This window comes from Sulfitobacter sp. 15WGC (assembly GCF_005068605.1).
GTDB lineage: Bacteria > Pseudomonadota > Alphaproteobacteria > Rhodobacterales > Rhodobacteraceae > Sulfitobacter > Sulfitobacter faviae.
In genome coordinates, this window is the sequence record NZ_SZNL01000023.1 from 14,567 (window position 1) to 39,272 (window position 24,706).

The window sequence follows — 24,706 nt, forward strand, 5'->3', positions numbered from 1 at the left end:
AACTAGAGCTAGTTTGCTTAGCATTAGCTGTAAATCACACATTAGAGGTAGGTTTTCCTATGACCGAAGAACTCAAACGTTATGGCCTGACGATTACGCAAGCTGCCTTTTGGCTGGATGTCGAACCCGCTTACCTTGCTGCTGCTCTCGACGAAGAGGAATACCCACAGTGGTTGACCTATTGTTTTGATTGCATGGATGAAGAGTTTGAAGAGGACCCAGCAGTCTTCGAGTACTTTCGGCTTGGTTCGCAGCTTCATGAGGGGACATGGAGCGCGGCTACTGCGCGTGAGGCAATTCCTATACTCATTGATCGCGCTAAAAAGGGGGAGATCATCTCATATAAGGATCTGGATAGCGAGTTGCGGAGGCTGGATCCGACCCGGAAAAGCGCAGGTACTTTGCAAAAATACGGAAAGCCTCTTGGCATAGTCGGAGATGTTATCGAAGAAATTCGGAAGGAAGCTGAGGACGGGAGCTCAACTGTAAGCGGCAGGAATGCTAAATTGCCTCCTATAGAAGCGTTGGTCGTTCGCGGGCGTGAGAAACTTCCTGGTAAAGGCATTAATGGCTTTATGACCACGTACCTCACTCTCTTTGGAGAAAATCACGCAGAAGACATTATGCTTCGGGAGCATGATAGAAAGAAAGCTGTAGAAAGAATTCAGGCTGACATTTTCGCATGGGATGATTGGTCTGTTCTTGAGCGCCTTGCAAAGTGACACTTGATCTGGTCGCTTTTCGGCTCAACAGTGTGACCTGAAGTTAGCCAAACGAACGAGTATCAGGAGAGCGGTATGCGAGATGCAGTTGAGAATAACATCCCAGTTCAGGCAGCGCGGCGTTCCCTGATAACCCTTGGACCGTTGGCGGCTCTTGCATTGATTGTCACATCGTGTGCCGAGAACCGCGTTCCGCATGGATCCGGAAGAGGTACGATCGGTCGAAAAGGCAGGGGATTCACAAAAGGATCCTACAAGGGAAAGTAATTACCTGTTTGAACTGGTATAAGTTATTCGAACGGTGCGCGGCTTAGTTAAAGTGTAATTATGTTGGGTTTCTACCGCGTGCTGGGGTCGCTTTGGTGTTATTTTGTGAACTTGCTTTCAGTACTTTTCACAATCGGTATTGACTGGATGCAACATCTCAAAACGTCAGCGGCCCTATGGTGAAGCCTCCCGTATTCCGTCGTCGGTAACGATTTTCAAAAGGCTCTTTTGTTTCCGGCGCAACGCCGCGTGGCCGGACTAGACAAGGGCGGCTACGCCGCTGGCCGGTGTCTACAATCAATGCTGCCACAATGGCTGAATTTCACTCCACCGTCGACAGATACTGCATTCATAGGGAAAATTAACACCACAGTTCCTTCAACCTGGCGACCAATAAATTAGCCGATCCCTTCGACCTGCAACTTGGCCAAGTTGCGGGCCATCGCCTGCTGGGTCTCCAAGCTATCGTCCTGACGCGGACGATACCAGATTGCCATCCAGTTTACGGCCCCCAACATGCCCTTCACCGCCAGTGAGGTATCGGCATCCTGGCGCGCGCTGCCATCGGCCTTGGCAGCTTCGAAGACCTCGACGAACATCTGCTCGAAACGGTGCCGGACGTCCATCAGCTCATCCAGGATGACGCGCTGCTCGGGGGTGGTGGCGCTGAGCCGGTGCAGGTGGACCCCCTGCACGACAACGGCCTCGTAGGCGACATTCTGCATCATCGTTAGGGCATGAGCCTCGACCATGCGCTGCAGCGTTTCACGCCCGGTTCCCCCAGCGGACTTCGCTTCGATCACCGCACCCATCAGGCGCTTCATACCCTCGCGATGCACCTCAAAGAAGAGATCGGTCTTGGAGCGAAAATAGTGATAAATACGCCCCTTGGTCGCGCCAAGGCGGCGGGCGACATCGTCGATACTCGTGCCTTGGAAACCTGTCTCGGTAAAGCACAGTGCGGCGCAATCCAAGATTTCAACAACGCTTTCGGCGAGAGGCTCCGAGCCCTCCTGGCCGCGAATCCTTGATGCCCATTCACGGTGAATATCTTGGTTCGCCACTCTGGGCCCTCCAGTAAAGTCTTCAGATTCCCGACGTCCATTCCATAAGCCGGATCACGAAATCAGGCCATTATCTTTCTTTGCATTCCGCATCAGGTCTGGACAGTTGGATTGTTGCATACTACGGAGTATGTTGCAACTCAAAGAGACAGTTTCAAGGAGCCCGAAATGCAAGATGCGCCAGCCCCGTTCGTCTCAGACTGGACCCTGATCGATCAGCCGATGGTCGATCGCTTCGCCGATGCCATCGACGACCACCAGTTCATCCACGTCGACCCTGAACGGGCCCGGGCCGAAACCGCTTATGGCGGCACCATCGTGCATGGCTTCTATTTACTCTCGCTGCTGACTGCCTTTACCCGCAGCGCGTTGCCTGCGGCGGCCCCGGGCGCCGTCGAGGTGAACTACGGCTTCGACAAGGTACGCTTACTTGCGCCGGTGTCGGTCGGGGCACGCCTGCGCGGACACTTCACGCTGGCAGCCGAAACCCCGAAAGCGAGCGGGCTGCTGCGGCGCTATTCCGTCAGCGTCGAAATCGAGGGCAGCGACCGCCCGGCGCTTGCTGCGGACTGGCTTGTGCTGATCGTCGGCGGCTGAGGCGCCGCAGGCAGGGCGCGAGCCCATCTGGAAAATTTGCGAGGATCAACGGCTCGGAGGATATCAACATGCCGGTTTCATTCAAGGACCAAGTCGCGATTGTCACTGGCGCGGGCGGCGGTCTGGGCCGCTCCCACGCCCTCATGCTGGCCCGTCACGGTGCGGCGGTCGTGGTGAACGACTTTGGCGGCGGCAGAGATGGGAGCGGTGGCAACACCGAGGCCAGTGAGGCCGTCGTGCGCGAAATCACGGCCGAGGGCGGCCGGGCCATCGCTAATGCCGGAAACGTCACCTCCGAGGCCGACATGGCCGCGCTGGTGGAACAGACGCTGTCAGCTTTCGGGCGGATCGACGTTCTGATCAACAACGCTGGCATTCTGCGCGACAAGAGCTTCGCGAAGATGGAGATCGATGATTTCCGCCGAGTCGTCGACGTGCACCTCCTAGGCACTGCGGTCGCCACCAAGGCGGTATGGGCCAAGATGCGCGAGCAGGCCTATGGCCGTATCCTCGTCACCTCCTCGACCTCCGGCAGCTATGGCAACTTCGGCCAGGCGAACTACGGCGCCGCGAAGATGGGGGTGCTCGGTCTGATGAACGTGCTGCATTTCGAAGGCGCGAAATATGGGATCCACCTGAACGCCATCCTTCCCACGGCGGCGACCCGCATGACCGACGACATGATGGACCCGACGATGCTGGAGCTCCTGACGCCCGAACTGGTTTCGCCGGCGGCGGTCTGGCTGGTCAGCCGTGACGCGCCCTCGCGCACCGCATTGCTGGCCGGGGCGGGCACTGTGTCCCGGCTTGCGCTGGTCGAAAGCCAGGGCGTGTGCTTTGCAGGCACCGATTTCACGCCCGATACCGTCGGTGAGCGCTTCGAGGAGATCGCCACTCTCGACAGGCAGATCGAGGTGATGGCCGGGCTCGACCATGTCGACCGGATTATTGCCAATGCCCGCGCCGCGCTGGCGACGAAAGGCTGACGTCATGTCGGAGCGTCTCGAACCGCTATCGCATGATGCCTATGGTTGGCATCACGCAACTGCTCCGCAATGGGCTGATTCCGATGTCTATGGTCACGTCAATAACGTCGTCTACCTCGGGTATTTCGACACGGCGATGAATGTAGCCTTGCTGGAGCACGGTGCCCTCGAGCTTTCAGCGACTGCCGAGGGGCCGATCGGGCTCGTGGTGCGAAACGGGGCTCAGTTCTTCCGCGAGATCACCTTTCCCGCGGAACTTAGTGTCGGGGTACGGATTGAAGCCATCGGAAGGACCAGCCTGACCTGGGGCTTCGGTCTCTTCGACCTGGCCGACGGTGCCTGTGCCGCGCGGGGGCAATTCGTGCACGTCTATGTCGACCGAGACTCCCGCCGACCGGCGCCCCTGACCCCCGCGCTGCGGGCCTGTGCCGACGCGCTGTTCTGCAATCCCGCCACCGACAAAGAGGAGACCCCAAAATGAGGGAAGCCGTTATCGTCTCGACCGCCCGCACGCCGATCGGAAAGGCCTATCGCGGAGCGTTCAACGCCACCACAGCGCCCCGTCTCATTGGTCATGCCATCGCGCACGCCGTGGCCCGCGCGGGAGTCGAGTCGGGCGAAGTCGAGGATGTCATCGTAGGGGCCGCCCTGCAGCAGGGCACCACGCATATGAACATCGCGCGCACCGGCCTGCTGCGCGCAGGCCTCCCCGTTTCGGTCCCCGGACAAAGCGTCGACCGTCAATGCGCCTCGGGGCTGATGGCGGTCGCCATCGCCGCGAAGCAGATCATTTCTGATGGCATGACGGTGACCATCGGCGGCGGCGTCGAACAGATCTCGCTTGTGCAAACCCCCGAGATGAACACGCGCCACTGGCACGACCCGTGGCTGTCCGAGAACCTGCCCGCGACCTACATGTCGATGGTCGAGACGGCCGAGATCGTCGCGTATCGCAATGGCATCAGCCGCGCGGATCAGGATGCCTACGCCCTGCAGTCGCAGCAGCGCACCGCCGACGCACAGGCCGCGGGCAAGTTCGACGACGAGATCGTGTCGATCACTACGGTGATGCAGGTCACGGACCGGGCCACGGGCGAGACTTCAATGCAGGAGGTGACGCTGGCCAAGGATGAGGGCAACCGTCCCGGTACCACGCTAGAAGGTCTCTCAGGCCTTTCGCCGGTGTTCAGGGACGGTCAGCAGATTGCTTCGGGAGCACATGTTACTGCAGGCAATGCCTCGCAGCTTTCAGACGGAGCCTCCGCGGCGGTCCTGATGGAGCGTGTCGAAGCCGAGCGTCGCGGGCTGGCGCCGCTGGGGCTCTATCGGGGGATGGCCGTCGCGGGCGTCTCGCCGGACGAGATGGGCATGGGCCCGGTGCCTGCGGTCCGTAAACTGCTGGCCACCCATGGCCTGAGCGTCGAGGATATCGGCCTGTGGGAACTGAACGAGGCCTTTGCCGCGCAGATCATACCCTCGCGTGATCAGCTGGGCATTCCCAACGAGTTGCTCAACGTCAATGGCGGGGCGATCTCCATCGGACATCCCTACGGCATGTCGGGCGCGCGGATGGTCGGCCATGCACTGATCGAGGGTAAGCGGCGTGGCGCGCGCTTTGTTGTTGTCACCATGTGCGTCGGCGGTGGCATGGGGGCGGCGGGGCTTTTCGAGGTGCTCTGAAACGGCATCCGCCGAAGTAACTAGACGGCCGCGGGTTCCCCCGGCGGCCGTTTGCCTTGCGGTCTCTGACAAAATGAGATCCGCCCGTGTCTCCATGGGCGGGTCCTGATGGGCAGGAAAGGACCGCCTGCTTCAGCCGAGGCCAGTGCGCCGCTCCAGCCAGGCCGGCCGACCGGCAGCGTGGTGCTGGGCTTCCAGCGCAGCCAACCGGTCCACGGTGGCGGACGGGAAGGGGGCCGCGCGGGGCGTGCCGCTGTCGCGCGCCACATGCAGCAGAACCTGTTCGCACCAGGCCAGCAGGGGGCCGTCCTCAGCCTGCATCTCCTGGTAGAGGTGCATCCGCTTGGCATCGACGGCCTGCACCCGGGTCTGGACGACAAGCGAATCGCCCTCGTGGCACTCGCGCTGGTAGCCGATCCGCATTTCCAAGGTGTAGAGCGTCGCCTGGGCCGCGGCGCGGTAGGTCTCATCCAGTCCGATGTCCTCCATCAGCGCTGTCACGCTGCGCGAGAAGGCGATGCCATAAGCGAAGTCGCCCATGTGGCCATTGTAGTCGACCCAGTCCGAGGGCACGCGGAACCGGCTGGCGGGCAGTTCGGGCCCGCTCATTTGTGCTTCCAGGCGGGCAGCCGGTGGAGCAGCTCCCCCACGATGCCGCGGCGGAACAGCAGCACGCAGACGATGAAGGTCGCGCCCAGAACCGTGGTCACCGGGACACCGGTGGTGGCCAGGTAGTTCTGTAGCGTCACGACGAGACCCGCACCGACGATCGGCCCGGCAATGCTGCCGATGCCGCCCAGCAGGGTCATCAGGATGACCTCTCCGGACATGTGCCAGTTGACGTCGGTTAGGGTAGCGAACTGGAACAGCAGCGCCTTGAGGCTGCCGGCCAGGCCGGCAAAGCCTGCCGACATGACGAAGGCCCCCAGCTTGTAGCGCTGCACCGAGTAGCCGAGGGAGATCGCGCGCGGCTCGTTCTCACGGATCGCCTGCAGGATCATCCCATAGGGCGAATGCACGATGCGCCAGATCGCGAAAAGACTGGCCACGAAGACCACCGCGACGAAGTAGTAGAGCGGCGTACTGTCGGCGAGGTCGATGACCCCGAACAGTTTGCCGCGGGAGAAGCCTTGGATGCCGTCCTCGCCATGAGTGAAGGGGGCCTGGAGGCAAAAGAAATAGAACATCTGCGACAGGGCCAGCGTGACCATGGCGAAGTAGATGCCCTGACGGCGCACGGCAAGCAGCCCGATCACCAGCCCCAGCAACAGCGCGCCGCCGACACCGGCGAGGATGGCGAACTCGGGGTTGACCTGCCAGACCTTCAGGGCATGGGCCGTGATATAGGCCGCACCGCCGAAGAAGGCGGCGTGGCCGAAGGACAGCAGCCCTCCGTAGCCAAGCAGCAGGTTGAAGGCCGACGCGAAAAGGGCGAAACACATCAGCTTCATGAGAAGCACCGGATAGAACCAGAGCGGAAGCAGCATGAGCACGCCGATCAGCGCCAGCACGAGGATCCGCTGGGCAGGGTGTGCTCGATGGGTTTCGGCGACCGACTCGTATTCTTTGGCTACGGTCATGTCAGTTTTCCTTTCCGAAGAGACCCGCAGGACGCAGCATCAGAACCACGGCCATGATGATGAAGATCGCGATATTCGCGGCCTCGGGGTAAAAAACCTTGGTCATTCCCTCGACAATGCCGAGGAGGTAGCCGGTGGCAATCGCGCCAAGGATCGACCCCATGCCGCCGACCACGACCACCGCGAAGATGATGATGATGAGGTTGGAGCCCATCGTCGGGCTGACCTGGAAGACCGGCGCGGCCAGCACCCCGGCGATGCCCGCCAGGGCGCAACCGAAGGCGTAAGTCAGCGTCAGCAGAAGCGGTACGTTCACACCGAAGGCCTGGACAAGCGTTGCATCCTCGGTCGCCGCGCGGAGGTACGAGCCGATCTTGGTTTTCTCGATCAGTACCCAGGTACCCAGGCACAGCAGAAGCGACGCGATGACGACCCAGCCGCGATAGATGGGGATGGTCACGAAATCGGTCCGCACCACGCCCTTCATCTCGGCCGGAGCGGAGAAGGGTTTGCCCGAAGCGCCGAAGAAGTGCTGGAGCAGCCCTTCCAGGAGCAGGGCAAGCCCGAAGGTGAACAGCAGCCCATAGAGATGGTCGAGCTCGTAGAGGCGCCGCAGCATTGTCCGTTCGACCACCGCGCCGACAATGCCGACGATGAGCGGGGCCAGCAGCAGTGCGCCCCAGAAACCAATGCCCAGGTACTGCCCCAGCATCCAGGCCGTGAAAGCGCCCAACATGTAGAAGGCCCCATGGGCGAAGTTCACCACGCGCAACAGCCCGAAGATCACCGCCAGGCCGAGCGACAGCAGAGCGTAGAACGAACCGTTGATCAGGCCGATCAGCAGCTGCCCGGTGAGCACCGGCAGTGGCATCCCAAGAATCATTGTCATATCAAACTCCTAGCGCCACGTTCAGCGCCTCTCGTTTTGCGGGCAGCTCGGCCACTGCGAAGCTGTCGATCATCACGCCATGATCCATGACGTAGAAGTGGTCGGCGATCTTGGCCGCGAAACGGAAATTCTGTTCGACCAGCAGGACGCTCAGCCCATGGCTCTTCAGCGCTTTCAGCATTTCGCCGATCCGGTTCACGATCACCGGGGCCAGCCCTTCGGTCGGCTCATCGAGAAGGATCGTGCTGACCCCGGTGCGCAAGATGCGGGCGATGGCCAGCATCTGCTGCTCGCCGCCGGAAAGCTTGGTGCCCGGGCTGTGCCGTCGCTCCAGCAGGTTGGGGAACAGCGTGTAGATTTCGTCCAGCGACATTTCCTTGCCGCTGCTGGCCACCTTCGGCGGCAGCAGCAGGTTTTCTTCGACGGTGAGCGAGGCGAAGATACCACGTTCCTCGGGGACGAACCCCATGCCGACGTGGGCGACCCGATGCAGCGGCAACCGCAGGATCGACCGCTGGTCGAATTCGATCTCTCCGGTGCGTTTGCGTAAGATGCCCATCAAGCTGCGTAGGGTCGTGGTCTTGCCGACGCCGTTGCGGCCCAGAAGCGTGACGGTCTCCCCCGGGTAAACGTCGAGATGGACGCCGTAGAGCGCCTGGCTCTCGCCGTACCAGGCTTCGAGATCGCGCACCCTCAGTTGCGCGGGGCCGCGGGCTTCGCGGATCGTCGCGGCTGCGTCAGTCATCGTCCTCAGCTCCCATGTAGGCTTCGCGCACTTGGGGATCAGCGCTGACCTCGGCATAGCTGCCCTGGGTCAGGATCTCGCCGCGCTGAAGCACGGTGATGTCGTGACCGATATCGGCGACGACCTTGATGTTGTGTTCCACCATCAGCAGCGCGCAGTCGCGGGCGACATCGGCGATCAGGCCAGCCATGGTTTCAACGTCTTCCTGGCCCATGCCCGCCAGCGGCTCGTCCAGGAGCAGCACCTTGGGATCCAGGGCCAGCGTCGTGGCGATCTCAAGCGCGCGCTTGCGCCCGTAGGACAGGTCCGCGGCACGCCGATCGGCCATGTCGGCAAGCCCGACACGCCCTAGCAGATCCATCGCCCGGGGACGCAGCCGTGACAGGCTGCCAAGCGGTCGCCAGAATTGCACGGCAAGCTGGTTGGGCCGTTGCAGCGCCACGCAGACGTTGTCGACCAGCGACATGTCCCCGAAGGTCGCGGAAATCTGGAACGATCGCACGACCCCGAGCCGTGCCACATGGGCAGGATCCATGCCGGAGATGTCGGTCTCGCCGAACATGATCTTGCCCTTGGTCGGCTGCAGGAACTTGGTCAACAAGTTGAAGACCGTGCTCTTGCCCGCACCATTCGGACCGATCAGCGCGTGAATCCGGCCATGGTGAATGTCGATGTCGACGTTGTTCACCGCCTGGAAATTTCCGAAGGTCTTGCTGAGACCCCGTGCCGACAATGCGGCACGAGGCCCGGCCGGCGCTGGTCGCGCCGGAACGTTAGCCATCGTCATGGGGTCACCTTCAGTCGCCGAGGAGCGGGCAGGCGCTCTGCTCAATCGGCCGGAAGGCCTCGTCACCCGGGATGGTGCGCAGCACCTTGTAGTAGTCCCAGGGGCCCTTCGATTCCTCGGGGGTCTTGACCTGCACGAGGTACATGTCGTGCACCACGCGGCCGTCCTTGCGCAGGTAGGCGTTCTGGTTGAAGAAATCGTCGATATCCATGCCGCGCATAGTCTCCATGACCTGCGACCCGCTGGTTGCCTGGCCGGAGGCCTCGGCCGCCTTGAGGTAGTTCATGACCGCCGAATAGACGCCGGCGTGCACCATGGTCGGCATCTTGCCGTCCATGCGGTCGGCAAAGCGTTGCGACCAGGCGCGGGTGTCATCGTTCATGTCCCAGTAGAAAGCGGTGGTCAGCTTCAGGTTCTGCGCGATTTCAAGGCCGACGCCGTGCACGTCGGTCAGGAACAGCAGCATGCCTGCGATATCCTGACCGGCGGCGGTGATGCCGAACTCTTCGGCCTGCTTCAGGGCCGTCATCGTGTCGCCCGACGAATTCGCAAGTGCGATTACATCCGCCCCCGAGGCCTGGGCTTGCAGCAGGTAGGAGGAGAAGTCCGAGGTCTCGCGCGGGTGCATGATCTTGCCGGCGACCGTGCCGCCCGCGGATTCCACCGCTGCCGAAGTATCCGCCTCGAGCGCATGACCAAAGGTGTAATCGACCGTCAGGAAGAACCAGTTCTTGTCCCCTTCCAGCGTCATCGCACGGCCGGTGCCGTTCGCCAGCGCATAGGTGTCCCAGGTCCACTGGGCGGTCGAGGGCGAGCAGGACGCGCCTGTCAGCTCGGAGGAGCCGCCGGTCGATATCAGCAGCGCGGTATCGCTCTGGCGGGTGATTTCCTGCACGGCAAGGGCAACTGAAGAGGTCGGCAGGTCAACTATAGCGACGACGTTCTGTTCGTCGATCCAGCGACGGGCGAGTGTCGAGCCGACGTCCGGCTTGTTCTGGTGGTCGCCAACGATCACCTCCAAGTCCTCGCCAAGCAGCTTGCCACCGAAATCTTCGACTGCCATCCGCGCGGCAACTTCCGAGCCCTTGCCTGAAAGGTCAAAATTCATCCCGGACATATCGGTGAGAACGCCGAGCCGGTAGGGTTCGGCATGCGCCCCCGCGACAAGCGCAATCGAGAATAGCGAAGCCAGAGCGGCCCTGTTCAGTTTTGTCATTGGATTACTCCTCCCGTTTCGCACCGATACCGGTGCATGATTGGCCGGTCACCCCTTTGCGCCGGCCCTTGCATCAAGCCGTGCTGCCACCTTCGGCAAGCAGTTTGGCCAGAAGAAACTGATCCCCTTCGGCGCCCTCCGCCCAATTTCTCCGGGCGCGGGCATCAATGGCGGATTTGGTCATGCGCAGGGACATCGCCGGACTTTCGGAGATCGTGGCCGCCCAGGCCCGCGCAGCGTCCAATGCGGTGCCGGCCGGGACCTTGCGGTCAGCGAGCCCCAGCTCCAGCGCCTCATCGGCGCCGATCGTCTCGTCACAGCATAGGATCCGCTTGGCGCGTCCGGCGCCAACCCGCTCAGTCAGCAGCGGCAGCCCGCCCCAGCCAAGCGTCATGCCGAGACGGACCTCGGGAAAGCGCAGGTAGGCCTCTTCTGACATGACGCGGAAATCGGCACAGAGCGCGAGGATCGCACCGCCGCCAATCGCGGGCCCCTCCAGCGCAGCAATGACGATCTGGGGCAGTCGCCGCCAAGCATTGCTCATCCGCACACCCGCATTCATCGACAGGTGGCGGGCGACATCCTTGCCTTCGGGGTTCCACAGGCGGGCGTCCTTCAGGTCGACACCGGCCGCGAAGATGCTTGATGTTCCGGCGAGCGCGATAACAGAGACGTCGGGGTTGCGCGAAAGCTCAATCGCAGCGGCCTCAAGCTCGTCGATCATCGTGTAGTCCAGCGCATTCGCCTTGCCACCCCGGTCGAATCGCACTGACGCGACCGCGTCTTGAATATCGACTTCAACACCTGTCATCTTGGTTATTTTCCCTTGTCGTCGTTCTGCCGTCGTGCGACATACTACCAAGTATGTTGCACGCCGAGTCGCAGCAATGCAATATGAAAATTGAGAGCGCAGTCACCGGCGCGCCCACATATTGACCTTTTCTTGAGGAGGAAGAGATGGCCCAGAGTTCCACGGATATGGCTCCGAACAGCACTATAAGCGCCGATCCCGCGCTTGATCGGAAAAGATCTGTCCTGCGCTATGTCCTCGATGGATATGCCGAGACACAGCCCGACGCGCCCTTCGTCCAGTTCTGGCCCGGGCCGCTGTGGAGCTATGGCGAATTGCATCGCCGTGTGCGGCTGCGGGCCAGCGCGCTGGCCCAGGCCGGTGTCAGGCGTGGCGACAATGTACTTTGCCTGATGGGCAACAGCCCCGACCTTCTGTGCACTTGGTTTGCGATCAACTACCTCGGCGCGGTCTATGTCCCGATCAACACCGGTGCACGCGGGCAGATGCTGGAATACATCCTGACCGACGCCGACGCGCCCGTCCTCATTGTCCAGGCGCCGCTGGTCGAGAGGTTGGCCGAGGTGAACCGCGGAAAGGTAACGACCGTTCTGGTGGTTGAGGGCGAGGGCGGCGCCATCGACGGCTACGACATCGCGCCGCTGGTCGATCCGCACGCAGAGGATCCCGAGGCGCTGAAGCTGACGCAGCCGATCGAGCCCTGGGATCTTCATGCGATCATGTACACCTCCGGCACGACGGGGAACCCCAAGGGGGTGATGAGTACCTATGCCCAGCACTATACCATGGGCCCGGATGCCTTCGAGGTTGCGGCAGACGACCGCTGCCTGATCTGCGGCCCGATCTTCCACTGTGGCTCGACGCTCTACGTGAATGCCATGCTGGCGCGGGGTCTTTCGATCGGGATGATGCGCGAGTTCAAAACCGATACCTTCTGGCAAGCGGTGCGTGAAACCTGCTCGACCTATTGCCTCCTCCTCGGGGTCATGGCCGCCTTCCTCCTGAAGGCCCCTGTCAGCACGAATGATAGCGACCACCCGCTGCGCCGCGCCTTCATCACGCCCTTCGGCGAGGATGGCCCGCTCTTTGCAGAGCGCTTCGGCGTCGAGGCCTGGACGATCTACAACATGACCGAGATTGCCAGTCCGATGAGCGCGGGCCCCGGTATCACCACCAAGGGGATAGCCGGCAAGCCGCGCCCCTGGTGCGAGCTGCGGATCGTTGATGAGAACGATATGCCCCTCGGGGATGGCGAAACCGGCGAGCTGATCATCCGGTCGCATCGGCCTTGGGCCCTGATGTCGGGTTACTACAATAATCCCGGCGCCACAGTAGACGCGATGCGGAACGGCTGGTTCCACACGGGCGACAGCTTCCGCCGCGACGCGGACGGCACCTATTACTTCGTCGACCGGCTGAAGGACGTGATCCGGCGGCGCGGAGAGAACATCTCGTCCTTCGCGCTGGAAGGCGAGGTGCTGAACCTTCCCGAAATTCGCGAATGCGCCGCCGTGGCCGTGCCGTCGGAGTTCACCGAAGACGATGTTCTGATCGTCGTTGCCCCCGCCGAAGGGCAGAGGATCGACCCGGTTTCGGTCAGCGAACGCCTTTCTGTCGCGCTGCCGCACTTCATGGTGCCGCGCTACCTCAGGGTGCTGGATGACCTGCCTAAGACCGCCTCGGGCAAGGTGCAGAAACACCTGCTTCGCAAGGCGGGTGTGACACCCGACACCTGGGACCGCGAGGCGGAGAAACCCGCCCGTGAGCGGGCCTAAGAGCCAATCCCTTTCCCGTCGCTTGACGCCGCGACAGCAGATCTTATCAGGAAGTCACATGTCCACACATACCCGCCTGAATGCCCCAACGCTTCTGCGAGAAGCCTGCCTGATCGACGGCGCTTGGTGCCAGGCCGCTTCGGGCGAAACCATTGCCGTCCTCAACCCCTCGGATGGCACGACCGTCGGTCGGGTGCCGCGGATGTCTCCGGAGGAAATCCCCGCTGTCATCGAGGCCTCACAACGAGCCCAGGCGGATTGGGCGCACTGGGCGGCGCGCGAGCGCGCGGCCGTGCTGCGTCGCTGGTTCGAGCTGATCCTTTCCCATAGCGACGACCTGGCCCTGATCATGACGCTGGAACAGGGCAAGCCCCTAGACGAAGCGCGCGGCGAGATCTCCTATGCCGCCTCTTTCGTCGAATGGTTCGCCGAGGAGGCGAAGCGGGTCTATGGTGAGACGATTCCCGCCCCCCACCGCGACCAGCGCTTGACGGTGATGCGCCAGCCCATCGGGGTTACTGCGGCGATCACGCCCTGGAACTTCCCGGCGGCGATGATCACCCGCAAGGCAGCCCCGGCATTGGCAGCGGGATGTTCGATGATTCTGCGACCGGCCGACCTGACCCCACTGACCGCCACGGCCCTGGCCGAACTGGCGCAGCATGCAGGCCTTCCCGGGGGCGTGCTGCAGGTGGTGACAGGCCCGGCCTCCAGGCTTGGCAAGGTGTTGACCGACAGCCCCGTGGTCCGCAAGCTATCGTTCACCGGCTCGACCGAGGTGGGGCGGCTGCTGATGGCGCAATGCGCGGATACCATCAAGAAGCTCTCGCTCGAACTGGGCGGCAATGCGCCCTTCATCGTCTTCGACGACGCCGACCTCGACAAGGCGGTCGAGGGGGCCATGGCCTCCAAGTACCGCAATGCCGGGCAAACCTGCGTCTGCGCCAACCGCATCCTCGTGCAGTCGGGCATCCACGACGCCTTCGTCGAGAAACTGAGCGCGCGCGTAGCCGCACTGAAGGTGGGCGACGGCACGGCAGAGGGCACCGAGATCGGCCCGATGATCGAGGCCAAAGCCCTCGACAAGGTCGAGGCACATATCTCTGATGCGGTGGCCCTGGGCGCTACGCTTCATCAGGGCGGAAAACGCCTTGGCGGCCTCTTCCTGGAGCCCGCCGTGCTGTCGGGTGTCACCACGCGCATGAAAGTGGCGACTGAAGAGACCTTCGGGCCGCTTGCGCCAGTCTTCCGCTTCGAAACCGAGGAAGAGGCCATCGCCATGGCCAATGACACGATCTTCGGCCTTGCGGCCTATTTCTTCACCCGGGACCACGCGCGTGTCGTACGCGTGTCCGAGGCGCTGGAATACGGCATGGTGGGACACAACACGGGGCTGATCTCGAACGAAGTGGCCCCTTTCGGCGGGGTCAAGCAATCGGGCCTCGGCCGCGAAGGCTCGCGTCATGGTCTCGATGAATACCTCGAACTGAAATATCTCTGCAGTGCGGTCTGATCGCCCTGCCCAATTTCAAGCCAAGGACAGACACATGACAGATGGTATTGCAACTTTCTCCTTCGACAGCCCTGGTTCGATCTACGTGGATTGGGGCGGCGCGCGGCGGGTCGGCGAAACCCTCTCGGGCTGGTTCAGCCAACGCAACCTGCTGATCGTGACGGACCGCTTCCTGCACGAGAGCGGCGCGTTGGATCCCGCTCTAGCCTCGCTCGCGGCCAGTGGCTTCTCGGTCACAGTCTTCGATCAAGTCGTCGCGGATCCACCGGAAGCCGTCCTGATGGCCTGCGTAGAACAGGGCAAAGCCGCCGGCGCCGACCTAGTGATGGGCCTTGGCGGTGGGTCGTCCATGGACATTGCCAAGCTGGCGGCGGTGCTGCTGGTCACTGCGCAGGAGCTCTCCGATCTGTACGGGATCGGCAAGATCCGGGGCGCACGCACGCCGTTAGTACAGGTCCCTACCACAGCGGGCACGGGATCGGAGATGACCAACATCACCATCCTGACCACCGGCGAGACGACCAAGATGGGCATCATCGGGCACCAGCTTTATGCGGACCGCGTGCTGCTGGATGCCGAGCTGACCCTAGGCCTGCCAGCCGTGCAGACTGCCGCGACCGGGATTGATGCCATGGTCCATGCCATCGAGGCCTTCACCAGCAAGCACCTCAAGAACCCGCTCTCGGATGTCTTCGCGCGGGAGGCGATGCGGCTCATGGCACCGAACCTCGTCACTGCCTGCACCCAGCCCGACAACCGGGCGGCGCGCGAAGCGATGCTTCTGGGCTCCGCATTGGCCGGTCAGGCCTTTGCCAACAGCCCTGTGGCGGCGGTGCATGCGCTGGCCTATCCGTTGGGCGGTCACTACCACCTGCCGCACGGGCTAACCAATGCGTTGATGCTGGGGCCGGTCCTGCGCTACAACATACGCGTCGCCGCGCCGCTCTATGCGGAACTGGCGGATGTTGTGCTCGGCCCTTCCGACGAGGGCGTGCAAGCCCGCGCGGCGGCCTTCGTTGCCTACATGGCGGACCTGATGGACCGCTCCGGCGCGCCGCGTCGCCTGCGCGATTGCCAGGTCACCGAGGAGAGCCTGCCAATGTTGGCCCGCGACGCAATGCTGCAGTCTAGGCTGCTGGTCAACAACCCGGTAGAGGTGACCGAAGCGGATGCTCTGGCGCTCTACCGCGAGGCCTTCTAGGTGTTCAGTCACAGAATGTAATGGGTTGGATCGACAGTTAATCTTTCTGGCTCTTTTGTCCAAATTTTGCAGATGTATTCGAATGTTGTCATGCCCGGCAGCGTCTTGAGGCGACGCGCATAATTGTATCACCGACATCTGCGCGACGGAGTTAGGCGCCCTGCCCTCCCCATTTGCCGACGCCCGTCTCTACATGAGGATCCCAGGAAGGTTGCCGCACCCCATCGATTAAGACTCTTTCAGTACGGTTCTCCAAGCTGGTAGCCGCCCGAACACTGTACGGTCGACGCGAGGCGCGGACAACGCGACACCGGCCTCTGAGATTGGCGTCACGCTTCTGATCATCAAGCTGCTGATCATCACAGGGCTGCGGATCAGTGGACTCACCAACCTGAAGATTCGCGATGCCTCGCCCGACAGGGACCAGATCCTCGTGAATGGCATAATAGCAGCGCCTAAAGTTGAACCAACGTGATCCTACTAAACACAAGTGCGCTTAACACTCATGTTCAGCCTTCTATGCGTTCCCCCTACCCCGCTAAGACTGAGCCGAATTTGGCCCCAAAACCGAGGCTGCGCTTTTGGCCCTCTCCAAGGGAAAGGGATCGGGTGAGGAGTGCAAAGACTGACTCGATGTCCTCACCGCACGGAAATCAGCATCATCAGTGGTCAAGGCGGCCACTGATATCAGCAGCCCTGATGACCCCGCAATGCAGCTCGAGGACACCGACATGGATTATAGGTGACTGACAATCTCCACTTAGGGTAGAGATGAGGAATGACACTTCGCGATTTCGGATCATGGGTAGGACGAATGTGGGATCGGATCGTATCCGATCTCGAGATCGTTGTTACCTCCAGCCCTTTGGATTGGCCAATCTGGGTCTTCTTCGCTGGGTTCGTCCTAGTCTTTGTCATTGCTCCATTGGTTGCCAGAAAAGTTCTTTACGAATTCCGTCTCTACATCAAGGATGAGCCCTCGATGGGGCTTGGGTGGTGCATAGGTTTCACTCTTTTGGCGGCATTCTTCGCTCTGGGGGTGATGGACCTATATGTCTTCCAAAGCATGCACGAAGATCCAGAAAATGAAACGATATTGTTCTATATTGGTTCTCCAATACTGACGATATTCTTCGGCTTCTTTGCCATTGTGGAATGGCGAAAGAAAATACAGGTGTGGCGAGATAGCAGGAGTCGTTGACCTATTCTCAGCACACCTGGGTCCACAACCTAGGCGGCATCAGCGCATCCGGAAAATCGCTTAACATAAAACCCGTTCCGCGTCTTTGAACCCCTCAGGGTTGACCTGGCAGAGGCTCAGGGGTCTCGGTGAGGCCGTGTAAAAGGTGCAGGGGCGCGGTCTCCACAAAACGTTTTACGAGCACCTCATCTGGACCCGTTGGCTTGAAGGCATTCTTGTGAGCGCGCCAGGCAACGTAAAGCGCGCCAACGCTACCTGCGATAACAAAGATAACGATCAGCGTTTCCAGTGTCATCATGTGGCTCCTTCTGCTGGTCGTTGGCGTCTAACGGTGAGGTTATCCACATAGCTGCGGAATGGCACCTTGGTATTCGTTATTCCGACAAGGTAACGTAACCTATAATGATATTACGAAACCATACTACGTTACAGAAACTCAATGAGGTTACTAATGACACGGCTGAGAGTAGCAACAGATGCGGAACCCGCGCAGTCCGTTGCCTTGTCGCTCAGTGTATTTTTGGGGTCGGTATTCCTGTTGCACAGTGATCCCTTCAGGCGCGCGTCGCAGATCGTCCACTGTTAGACCCGAGGGTGAAAGCTGCGCGTCCCGTGCGCGGTCCAAATTGCCATTAAAGAAAAGATCGGACAGACCTATGTGCGGCGCGAGACGAAAGACTATTTGCGCATCCGATAGGCTTTGCCCCGCAGATGGCAGGGCGGGCTGACGCAACTGCACGAGGCTTTCGGCGTTCTGCGAAATTTCGAAACCAATACGCAAACCCTCGCGCTCCCATGGCGTATTGGCAGGAAGCAAGTAATCAGGAAAACGAGCGGTGGGAGTTTCCACGCTGTCGATATGGACATGAAATTCAAGACGCTCTAAAGCGCGGCGGGCCAGATTCCCCCCCCGCTTATGATACCGCAGGATTGGCCCCAAAAGACATCAGGCCGCGCACTTTGTAGGGCTTCTCGTCAAGGACCGCGCGCCAGACATCAACGCCGCGTACCCATCCAGTAGAGGGCGGGCCAAGTGGGCGCTCTACGCGCCCAAGTGCGGGAGCAAGCATTTCCGGCGTAAGAAGATCTAATCCATTCATGGATAGGCTCGGAACTTTGGTATAGGCGACATTGCCGCCTGGCGCATCGTGGCGTCCCTTGAGCACAGTGAGTAGAGCAATCGCCCCATCAATCTGCGTAGCATCGCGATGCTGACCGACCCCGGACCAGCAATAGTAGGCCACAGATCCGCTGTCCGAGAGCATATGCGCTGCCTCCCGATCTTATCGGCTTCAATGCCAGTGACAGCCCCAACTCGCTCGGGTGTCCAAGGTGCAAACGATGCACGCAGATGGGCGAGGGCCGGACGGCAAGGGATCGGTCCGTCGGAGCCTGGCACCATGACACTTCGCTCTAGTTCCAGCGCCGCTACATCTGCTGCAAATCGGCGAGTCGCGGGATCATAGGGCACAGCGCCCCGGGCGGAATGCCAAGCAAGATAACATTCTTTCTCAGGTAGTCCTAAATCGGCACCGCGCAAAAAGTCCCTGGTGTCGTCACGAACAAGTAATGCCGCATTGGTCCATCGTCGCAGAAATTCCCGATCAACTCCGCCGTATTCAAACATCAGCCGTAGCAAGCCAAGCGCAAGTGGTCCGTCTGTGCCGGGTCGCACGCGCAGCCAGCTATCAGCGCTCACGGCAAACCCTGCACGGCGCGGATCGACCGAGACCACCCTGGCTCCTTGTGCCTTGGCTGCCGCGACCTGGGTCGCTTGATCCAACCAAACCGCGCTAGGGTTAAACACTTCTACAAGGAGAGCGTCCATGAACGAGGTTAGCATCATCGGCCTGGATTTGGCCAAGAACGTATTTCAGGCACATGGCGCTAGGGCGGACGGCTCCGTTGTATTCCGGCGCAAGCTATCGCGTGCGCAGCTGTTGACATTCCTGAGTCATCACCAGCCTTGCGTGGTGGCCATGGAAGCTTGCGCAAGCGCCCATCACTGGGGCCGGGCAATAGGCGATCTTGGCCACGAAATCCGGCTGATCTCGCCTGCTTACGTAAAGCCTTTCGTCAAGCGTCAGAAAAACGACATGGCCGATGCGGAGGCGATCGCCTAGGCAGCGTCCCGTCCGACGATGCGGTTTGTTGCAGTGAAGAGCGAGGCCCAGCAAGCGGCGGCAATGGCGTATCGCACCCGCGATCTCTTGGTCCGGCAGCGCACTCAGACGATCAATGCGCTTCGGGCTCATCTGGCCGAGCGGTATCGTCGCGCCCGTCGGTCCTGTCCATGTTGGCCGCCTTGCCGCAGTTGTCGATGGCAACGACGGCGCCCTGCCTGCGGCGGTGCGGGAACTGGCACGCTTGCTTCTGAACCAGATCGAATCTCTAAGCGAGAAAATCGCCGGCTTGGATGCCGAGCTGCGCAGACGTGCGGTCACCGACGATAACAAGGACATATCGTTCATGCGCTAGATGTGAACATAAACCTAGATAGCAACATCATTAGTCACAAATGCGGTGTCACTGACTTCGAACTTTTGGCCGAAATCGCTGAGGTTGCGGCGCAGACACGCGTCTAAATGTCGAAGCGGTGGCCCTGGATAGGGGCCACCGCTTTTGCGTTCAACCTTCGGTGCGATACCAATCGGCAACGTTCCACAGGTCACTGTCCCAAGCGTTCAGCTTTACGCCACCAAGGGTGTTGCCCTGTGCCGCCACTGCTGCGCGGTTGATCAGCGGCAACATGGATTTGCTTTCGGTCGTGATGATGTCGTTCAGACGTTTGACCAGACGCGCCCGCTCCTCGATCTTGCTGGTACGAGAGAGCTCATCAAGCAGAGTGTCGTATTCCTCATCGCAAAAACGGTTGATGTTCTCGCCCTGCCACTGGGTCGAAGGCTTCGGCTCATTCCCGCAACGGCGCTGCGCAAGATAGGCTTGCGGGTCGGTGCCGTCATAGAGGTTCGCATACATCTCAACATCGGCATAGAACTTCGGGAATGTGTCGGGGCTGCCGGGATCGCCGCCGAAAAAGACCGAGGCATCGATGTTCCGCAGTTCGACCTCGATACCGATCTGGTTCCACCAATCCTTGATCAGCGCCTGAAAGTCCTGACGCACGGCATTGGTAGAGGTCTGGAACAGGATCGACAGACGCATACCGTCTTTCTCGCGCACGCCGTCTCCGTCTTGGTCCTGCCAGCCTGCTTCATCCAAAAGCTCTTTCGCAGCTTCCAAATCCTGCGTCATACATTCGGTATTGTCAGAGCTATAGATTGGCGGCGCGGGGACCAGATTACAGGTTGGCCGGCCCGCCTGCCCGTAACCGATTTCGTTCAGTAGTTCGCGGTCAATCGCCATGCTCATGGCTTGCCGCACACGGCGATCGGTCAGGAAAGGATGCGGCTCTTCAACCGTCGCGCGGGTTTCGGGCGGCAGGTCCGGAGAGGGGTTCGTCATATTGATCTCGATCCGCTCCACCAAGGGGCCGAACTCGAAGATAGGCTTACCGGTGCCACCTTCGGCGATTTTCTCCAGCACGTCGGGCGCCATCAACAGATCCCAAGCGTAGTCAAATTCGCCCGTCTCCATCACCGCCCGCGCGGCCGAGACGGAATCCCCGCCGCCTTTGAAGTTGAGCTTAGCAAAGGCCGGCTTGCTCGGATCGCGGTAGTTCTCATTCGCCACAAGCTGGATCGAGTCGTTGGGGCGGAAGTCTGTCACCACAAAGGGGCCGCTGCCAATCGGGTTGAAGTTCTCCTCCGTGCAGCCGGGGGCCCGTGCGCCGGTGCAGTCCGCGAACTGGGCCGCCTGAAGGATGGGCGAGGCCGCGCCCACGAAAGGCAGATAGGGGTATGGTTTCGGCTCGTCGAAATGGATCGTCACGGTGCGATCATCAATGACTTCGACTTCTTTCACGTCATTGAACTTTGACAGTTGTGCGCAACCGCCTTCGGGGTTCATGCAATAATCTGCCGTAAACTTCACATCCTCGGCGGTAAGCGGCGTGCCGTCGGACCAAGTCACCCCTTCCTTCAGTTTCCAAGTGATGGTCTTGAGGTCTTCGGTCATGCCACCGTTTTCGACCGTCGGAATTTCGACCGCCAGTTTCGGGACCAGCTCGCCTTTCTCATCGGCGTTGGCCAAAGGCTCCAACACCATGCTGGAGGCATCACGCTCTTTCACGCCACCCGAAAGATAGGGGTTAAGGATCGAGGGGGCCTGCCAGTAGATGATATTAAGTTGCTCATCACGGCCGCGCTCGCCCTCCTGCGCGATGGCCATCGTTGACAGTAAGGTCAGGGAGGTGGCCCCGAGTAAATGGGCTGATAATCGCATAGTCTATCCTCTCTCTAATCCGCGCCTAACAAAATCACTTGTTAACTAATCAAACATATTTGCGCTAAATTGCAAGTTGCGGGAGGGGGGTGCGGATTGATGCGGAAGAACATCTTCGCCCGACGTGTTTAAGCGATGTCATACCTGTTGACGGCACCGCGGGGCGATCAAACCTTCATCTGACCTTCGCGGTATACGATAAATGCTCCGCTAAATACGATGACCGCAGCCCCGACAAATGTTGCGAGGTCAGGTACCTCACGCCAGATAAGCCACCCCAACAGGGTAGCCCATATTAGACCAGTATACTCGAAGTTCGCCACGGTAGAGGCTTCAGAGAAACGAAAAGCCTGAGTGATTAGGGTCATGCCAGCTGTGCCAAACACCGCAATCGCCCCGAACCGCCAGAGATCTTCATATTGGACTGGCGTCCAATAAAACGGCGCAAACAGAGTGCTTATCAGCGCGCCTGCGCCGACGAGCCAAAGCATGACGGTCCAAACACTTTCACGTGGGTCCACCCAGCGTGATCCGATCATTAGTAAAGCATAAAATAGCGCCGTTCCGACCGGGAAAAGCGCCGCCGGCTGAAAAGCAGCACTTCCTGGCCGTACGACAATCAGCACACCAACAAAGCCGATGATGACCGCCGTCCCGCGTCGCCAGCCGACGTGCTCTCCGAGAAACAGGCTTGAAAGCGAGATTATGAAGATGGGGGCAGAAAATGTCAGGGCGGTCGCTTCGGCGAGATTCAGATATTTCAGACCCGTAAAATAGAACGTCGCTGCACAAGTCCAGAATGCACCCCGCAGCAAATGCGCCAATGGCCGACGCGAACTAACCGCTGTTTTACCTCGCAGGAGAAGAACCACGACCAATGCGAACGGAAGGGCAAGGATGTTACGCAGGAACAAGATTTGAACGGGTGCATATCCCTCGGTCAGCACTTTCGCGAACGCATCGTTAATTGCGATGCATGCAATGCCCGCGCACATGAGAAAGATTCCAGATCCGGAGTGAGAAAACGTTCGGGTTGCCTGCATAATACGCCCCTCCGACAGGTGCCCTGAACGGGCTCGTCCCCTCTACGAGCCCAAAGTTCTCGTCAATTTTTAATGCGCATCGTCTCGGGATCCGTGCCGGTAGCAACCTGTTCACGATACCAGTTCGGTTGCCGCCCCTTCCCAGTCCAAGTCTGTGTCGCGTCTTCCGGATTTGCGAAAACCGGCTTTGATGGCTTCTTGGCCGCCTTTGTTTTGGTTTTCTTCTTCTTGGGAAGCGGCGCTGTGGTTTCGGCAATATCGTTTAGCGAAAAACCGAACTCCGCAGCCGCCTTCGCCGCGGCTTTTTTTGGCCTCTCGCTGATCCCGAGCCTTTGCAGACGCCAGTGCTTTTTTTGACGTCCGCCAGCAGCTTTTCAAGCTCTTTGCGCGGCATCGCTTTCAACTCACTCTTATCGAACATGAAATTCTTCCGTTTGTTTGCTGGGCTAAGTATTTAAGAAGCCTCATATGCTTGATCATCTTACTATTCAATGTATCGATGCCGACGCACTGCTCTAAACAGGAAAGTTAGATTACATTTTGTTTAACCAACGCGACATTATTCAGATGTTTCGTGGCGGAGATATTGCTTAATCTGAAAGCGTAATCTGTGACCGATTGCGTGGACTACCTTTGGGGCGCGTCGAACGTTGGCCGTAGGGATCGAAATATCCGTAAGCGGCGGCTACGCAGCACTTAGGATCAGCTTGACGGCTGGAAATTCCACGGAAGAAGATCATCGATGCGATTGGCAGGATAACCTGATGCAATCGCTTCAAGCGTCGCTTTGAGATATGCGAACGGTTCGACATCATTGACCTTCGCCGTGGCAATGAGAGATGCGGTGCGACCCCAGGCGTGGCCACCTTCGTCGTGACCGGCAAAAAGCGCATTCTTTCGCGTCAATGCAATTGGGCGGATCAGGTTCTCGACTGCATTGGAGTCGATCTCGACCCGGCCGTCGTGCAGGAAGGTCTGCAGCCCGCTCCATTGCCGTTGGATATAGGTCAACTTCTCGCCGAGGCGGGACTTCGAGGAAATCCGGCGCCGTTGGCTCTGAAGCCACTCGCCGAACTCTGCAACCAATGGCGCCGTGCGGGTCTGACGTGCCGAGAGGCGCTGACCGGGACCCATCCCACGGATCTCGCCTTCAATGCGGTAGAACTCTGCGATCCGGCGCAGCCCTTCTGCGGCGATCTCTGAGCCGTCTCGATCAAAGACCTCTTTCAACTTGCGCCGCGCGTGTGCCCAACAATACGCGATGGTGATCGGCGCGCCGCCTTTGCGCGACGGGCGCGTCAGTCGGTTGTAGCCAGCATAGCCGTCCAGTTGCAGAGTGCCGTCAAAGCCCTGCAATATCTGCTCTGCATTCTGCCCTGCACGACCCGGGGCATAGGTGAAGACAACGCCTGGCGGATCATCTCCACCCCATCCTCGGTCATCGCGCGCCAGTGCCCAAAGGTATCCTGTCTTCGTGCGGCCTCGACCCGGGTCCAGAACGGGGACCGTTGTCTCATCCATAAATAGCTTGCCGGACTTCTTTAGATGCTCAGCCAAGCGGTCCACGACAGGGCTCAGATGGAAAGCCGCTGTGCCCACCCAATCGGCCAAAGTGCTGCGGTGGATATCGATGCCGGAGCGGGCAAGGATTTGGCTTTGACGATACAACGGCAAGTGGTCTGAGAATTTGCTGACAAGCACATGTGCGATGGCGCCCTCAGTCGGCAACCCGCCTTCGATCAGATGCGCAGGCGCCGGGGCCTGCGTGATACCTTCAGCGCAGGAACGGCAAGCATATTTGGGGCGAACGGTGACGATGACACGCAGCTGCGCTGGAATGATATCCAGCCGCTCGGTGCGGTCTTCGCCTATACGGTGCATCTCGCCACACCCGCAGGGGCAGTTCAAACTCCGAGGCTCGACCACCCGCTCAACCCGTGGAAGGTCTGCGGGAAGATTGCCACGGTTGCGTCGGGCAGCTTTGCGAGGCCGCGCCTCTGAGGGCGCCTGCTCAGCTTGCTGAGTCTCAACTTCAGCGACGGCCACCTCGAGGTCTTCAAAAGCCAGCTGCCGCTCATCTTCGCTTAACTTCTCCGAGCGCTTGCCATGTGTGGCGTTCTTGAGCTCGGCAATAAGGTGCTCCAGACGCTTAACCAAAACTTCCAGCTCAGATGTTTTGGTTTGTAGCCCGGTCGTCTCTTGCTTCAGCGATTTGTTCTCGCGCAGCACCGCCAAGACAGCTTCACGCTGGCTCTCGGGGATGGCAGATATATCGATGGGCGGCA

The 24,706-nt window shown here is 60.3% G+C and carries 22 protein-coding genes and 2 pseudogenes; 10 read left to right on the forward strand and 14 right to left on the reverse strand.

Features of this window, described 5'->3' with window-relative positions; all coding sequences use genetic code 11:
• Positions 1–59 precede the first annotated feature (59 nt).
• Positions 60–722, forward strand: a complete 663-nt coding sequence (locus FCK22_RS15810; RefSeq protein WP_136720565.1) for a hypothetical protein — start codon at positions 60–62, stop codon at positions 720–722.
• 665 nt (positions 723–1,387) lie between these two features.
• Here the strand turns inward: FCK22_RS15810 and FCK22_RS15815 are convergent.
• The gene (locus tag FCK22_RS15815) at positions 1,388–2,053 is read right to left on the reverse strand and encodes a TetR/AcrR family transcriptional regulator (RefSeq protein WP_211243573.1); all 666 of its coding nucleotides are present in this window, start codon (positions 2,051–2,053) and stop codon (positions 1,388–1,390) included.
• A gap of 168 nt (positions 2,054–2,221) precedes the next feature.
• Between FCK22_RS15815 and FCK22_RS15820 the strand changes: the two genes are divergently transcribed.
• From FCK22_RS15820 to FCK22_RS15835, 4 genes are all read left to right on the forward strand, one after another.
• Positions 2,222–2,650 (forward strand): MaoC family dehydratase, encoded by a 429-nt coding sequence (locus tag FCK22_RS15820; RefSeq protein ID WP_136720566.1) that lies wholly within the window; start codon positions 2,222–2,224, stop codon positions 2,648–2,650.
• Between the two features lie 68 nt (positions 2,651–2,718).
• Complete coding sequence (locus FCK22_RS15825; protein WP_136720567.1) at positions 2,719–3,636, forward strand: SDR family NAD(P)-dependent oxidoreductase; 918 nt, start codon at positions 2,719–2,721, stop codon at positions 3,634–3,636.
• A gap of 4 nt (positions 3,637–3,640) precedes the next feature.
• Positions 3,641–4,117: a thioesterase family protein gene (locus FCK22_RS15830; protein ID WP_136720568.1), complete on the forward strand. Its 477-nt coding sequence runs from the start codon at positions 3,641–3,643 to the stop codon at positions 4,115–4,117.
• On the forward strand, positions 4,114–5,316 hold the full coding sequence (locus FCK22_RS15835) for an acetyl-CoA C-acyltransferase (RefSeq protein ID WP_136720569.1): 1,203 nt from the start codon (positions 4,114–4,116) through the stop codon (positions 5,314–5,316). The genes FCK22_RS15830 and FCK22_RS15835 overlap by 4 nt, the downstream gene beginning before the upstream one ends.
• Before the next feature lie 132 nt (positions 5,317–5,448).
• On the opposite strand, the gene FCK22_RS15840 is transcribed toward FCK22_RS15835, so the two are convergent.
• The 7 genes from FCK22_RS15840 to FCK22_RS15870 all read right to left on the reverse strand — a co-directional run bounded on the left by FCK22_RS15840 (position 5,449) and on the right by FCK22_RS15870 (position 11,344).
• Positions 5,449–5,925, reverse strand: a complete 477-nt coding sequence (locus FCK22_RS15840) for a thioesterase family protein (protein WP_136720570.1) — start codon at positions 5,923–5,925, stop codon at positions 5,449–5,451.
• Positions 5,922–6,896 carry a branched-chain amino acid ABC transporter permease gene (locus FCK22_RS15845; protein WP_136720571.1) on the reverse strand — a complete coding sequence of 325 codons (975 nt, stop codon included), beginning with the start codon at positions 6,894–6,896 and terminating at the stop codon, positions 5,922–5,924. The genes FCK22_RS15840 and FCK22_RS15845 overlap by 4 nt, the downstream gene beginning before the upstream one ends.
• A 1-nt stretch (position 6,897) precedes the next feature.
• Complete coding sequence (locus FCK22_RS15850; protein WP_136720572.1) at positions 6,898–7,785, reverse strand: branched-chain amino acid ABC transporter permease; 888 nt, start codon at positions 7,783–7,785, stop codon at positions 6,898–6,900.
• 1 nt (position 7,786) lies between these two features.
• Positions 7,787–8,530: an ABC transporter ATP-binding protein gene (locus FCK22_RS15855; protein ID WP_136720573.1), complete on the reverse strand. Its 744-nt coding sequence runs from the start codon at positions 8,528–8,530 to the stop codon at positions 7,787–7,789.
• On the reverse strand, positions 8,523–9,317 hold the full coding sequence (locus tag FCK22_RS15860) for an ABC transporter ATP-binding protein (RefSeq protein WP_136720574.1): 795 nt from the start codon (positions 9,315–9,317) through the stop codon (positions 8,523–8,525). The genes FCK22_RS15855 and FCK22_RS15860 overlap by 8 nt, the downstream gene beginning before the upstream one ends.
• Positions 9,318–9,327: 10 nt before the next feature.
• Entirely contained in the window at positions 9,328–10,533 is a 1,206-nt protein-coding gene (locus FCK22_RS15865; RefSeq protein WP_136720575.1) for an ABC transporter substrate-binding protein, read from the reverse strand.
• A gap of 73 nt (positions 10,534–10,606) precedes the next feature.
• Positions 10,607–11,344, reverse strand: coding sequence for an enoyl-CoA hydratase/isomerase family protein (locus FCK22_RS15870; protein ID WP_211243574.1), 738 nt, complete (start codon positions 11,342–11,344; stop codon positions 10,607–10,609).
• Positions 11,345–11,490: 146 nt separating this feature from the next.
• On the opposite strand from FCK22_RS15870, the gene FCK22_RS15875 reads away from it, so the two are divergent.
• Genes FCK22_RS15875 through FCK22_RS15885 form a run of 3 tightly spaced genes read left to right on the forward strand, consistent with a single transcriptional unit; the run spans position 11,491 to position 15,833 of the window.
• Positions 11,491–13,119, forward strand: coding sequence for an AMP-binding protein (locus tag FCK22_RS15875; protein ID WP_136720576.1), 1,629 nt, complete (start codon positions 11,491–11,493; stop codon positions 13,117–13,119).
• Between the two features lie 58 nt (positions 13,120–13,177).
• Positions 13,178–14,632, forward strand: coding sequence for an NAD-dependent succinate-semialdehyde dehydrogenase (locus FCK22_RS15880; protein ID WP_136720577.1), 1,455 nt, complete (start codon positions 13,178–13,180; stop codon positions 14,630–14,632).
• Positions 14,633–14,666: 34 nt separating this feature from the next.
• Complete coding sequence (locus FCK22_RS15885; RefSeq protein ID WP_136720578.1) at positions 14,667–15,833, forward strand: iron-containing alcohol dehydrogenase; 1,167 nt, start codon at positions 14,667–14,669, stop codon at positions 15,831–15,833.
• 8 nt (positions 15,834–15,841) lie between these two features.
• Here FCK22_RS15885 and FCK22_RS19385 read toward each other — a convergent pair.
• Positions 15,842–15,961, reverse strand: a pseudogene (locus FCK22_RS19385) (IS481 family transposase); the annotation flags it as partial.
• A 650-nt stretch (positions 15,962–16,611) separates the two neighbouring features.
• Between FCK22_RS19385 and FCK22_RS15895 the strand changes: the two are divergent.
• Positions 16,612–17,034: a hypothetical protein gene (locus tag FCK22_RS15895; RefSeq protein WP_136720579.1), complete on the forward strand. Its 423-nt coding sequence runs from the start codon at positions 16,612–16,614 to the stop codon at positions 17,032–17,034.
• Positions 17,035–17,128: 94 nt separating this feature from the next.
• On the opposite strand, the gene FCK22_RS15900 is transcribed toward FCK22_RS15895, so the two are convergent.
• On the reverse strand, positions 17,129–17,332 hold the full coding sequence (locus FCK22_RS15900; protein WP_136720580.1) for a hypothetical protein: 204 nt from the start codon (positions 17,330–17,332) through the stop codon (positions 17,129–17,131).
• Positions 17,333–18,860: 1,528 nt separating this feature from the next.
• Here FCK22_RS15900 and FCK22_RS15910 point away from each other — a divergent pair.
• Positions 18,861–19,356, forward strand: a pseudogene (locus tag FCK22_RS15910) (IS110 family transposase); the annotation flags it as partial.
• Between the two features lie 306 nt (positions 19,357–19,662).
• Here FCK22_RS15910 and FCK22_RS15915 read toward each other — a convergent pair.
• The 4 genes from FCK22_RS15915 to FCK22_RS15930 all read right to left on the reverse strand — a co-directional run bounded on the left by FCK22_RS15915 (position 19,663) and on the right by FCK22_RS15930 (position 24,629).
• Positions 19,663–21,378, reverse strand: a complete 1,716-nt coding sequence (locus tag FCK22_RS15915) for a peptide ABC transporter substrate-binding protein (RefSeq protein WP_136720581.1) — start codon at positions 21,376–21,378, stop codon at positions 19,663–19,665.
• A gap of 167 nt (positions 21,379–21,545) precedes the next feature.
• The gene (locus FCK22_RS15920; protein ID WP_136720582.1) at positions 21,546–22,421 is read right to left on the reverse strand and encodes a DMT family transporter; all 876 of its coding nucleotides are present in this window, start codon (positions 22,419–22,421) and stop codon (positions 21,546–21,548) included.
• 62 nt (positions 22,422–22,483) lie between these two features.
• Complete coding sequence (locus tag FCK22_RS19390; RefSeq protein ID WP_349237607.1) at positions 22,484–22,759, reverse strand: H-NS histone family protein; 276 nt, start codon at positions 22,757–22,759, stop codon at positions 22,484–22,486.
• 364 nt (positions 22,760–23,123) lie between these two features.
• Entirely contained in the window at positions 23,124–24,629 is a 1,506-nt protein-coding gene (locus tag FCK22_RS15930; RefSeq protein ID WP_211243579.1) for an IS66 family transposase, read from the reverse strand.
• Between the last annotated feature and the right edge of the window lie 77 nt (positions 24,630–24,706).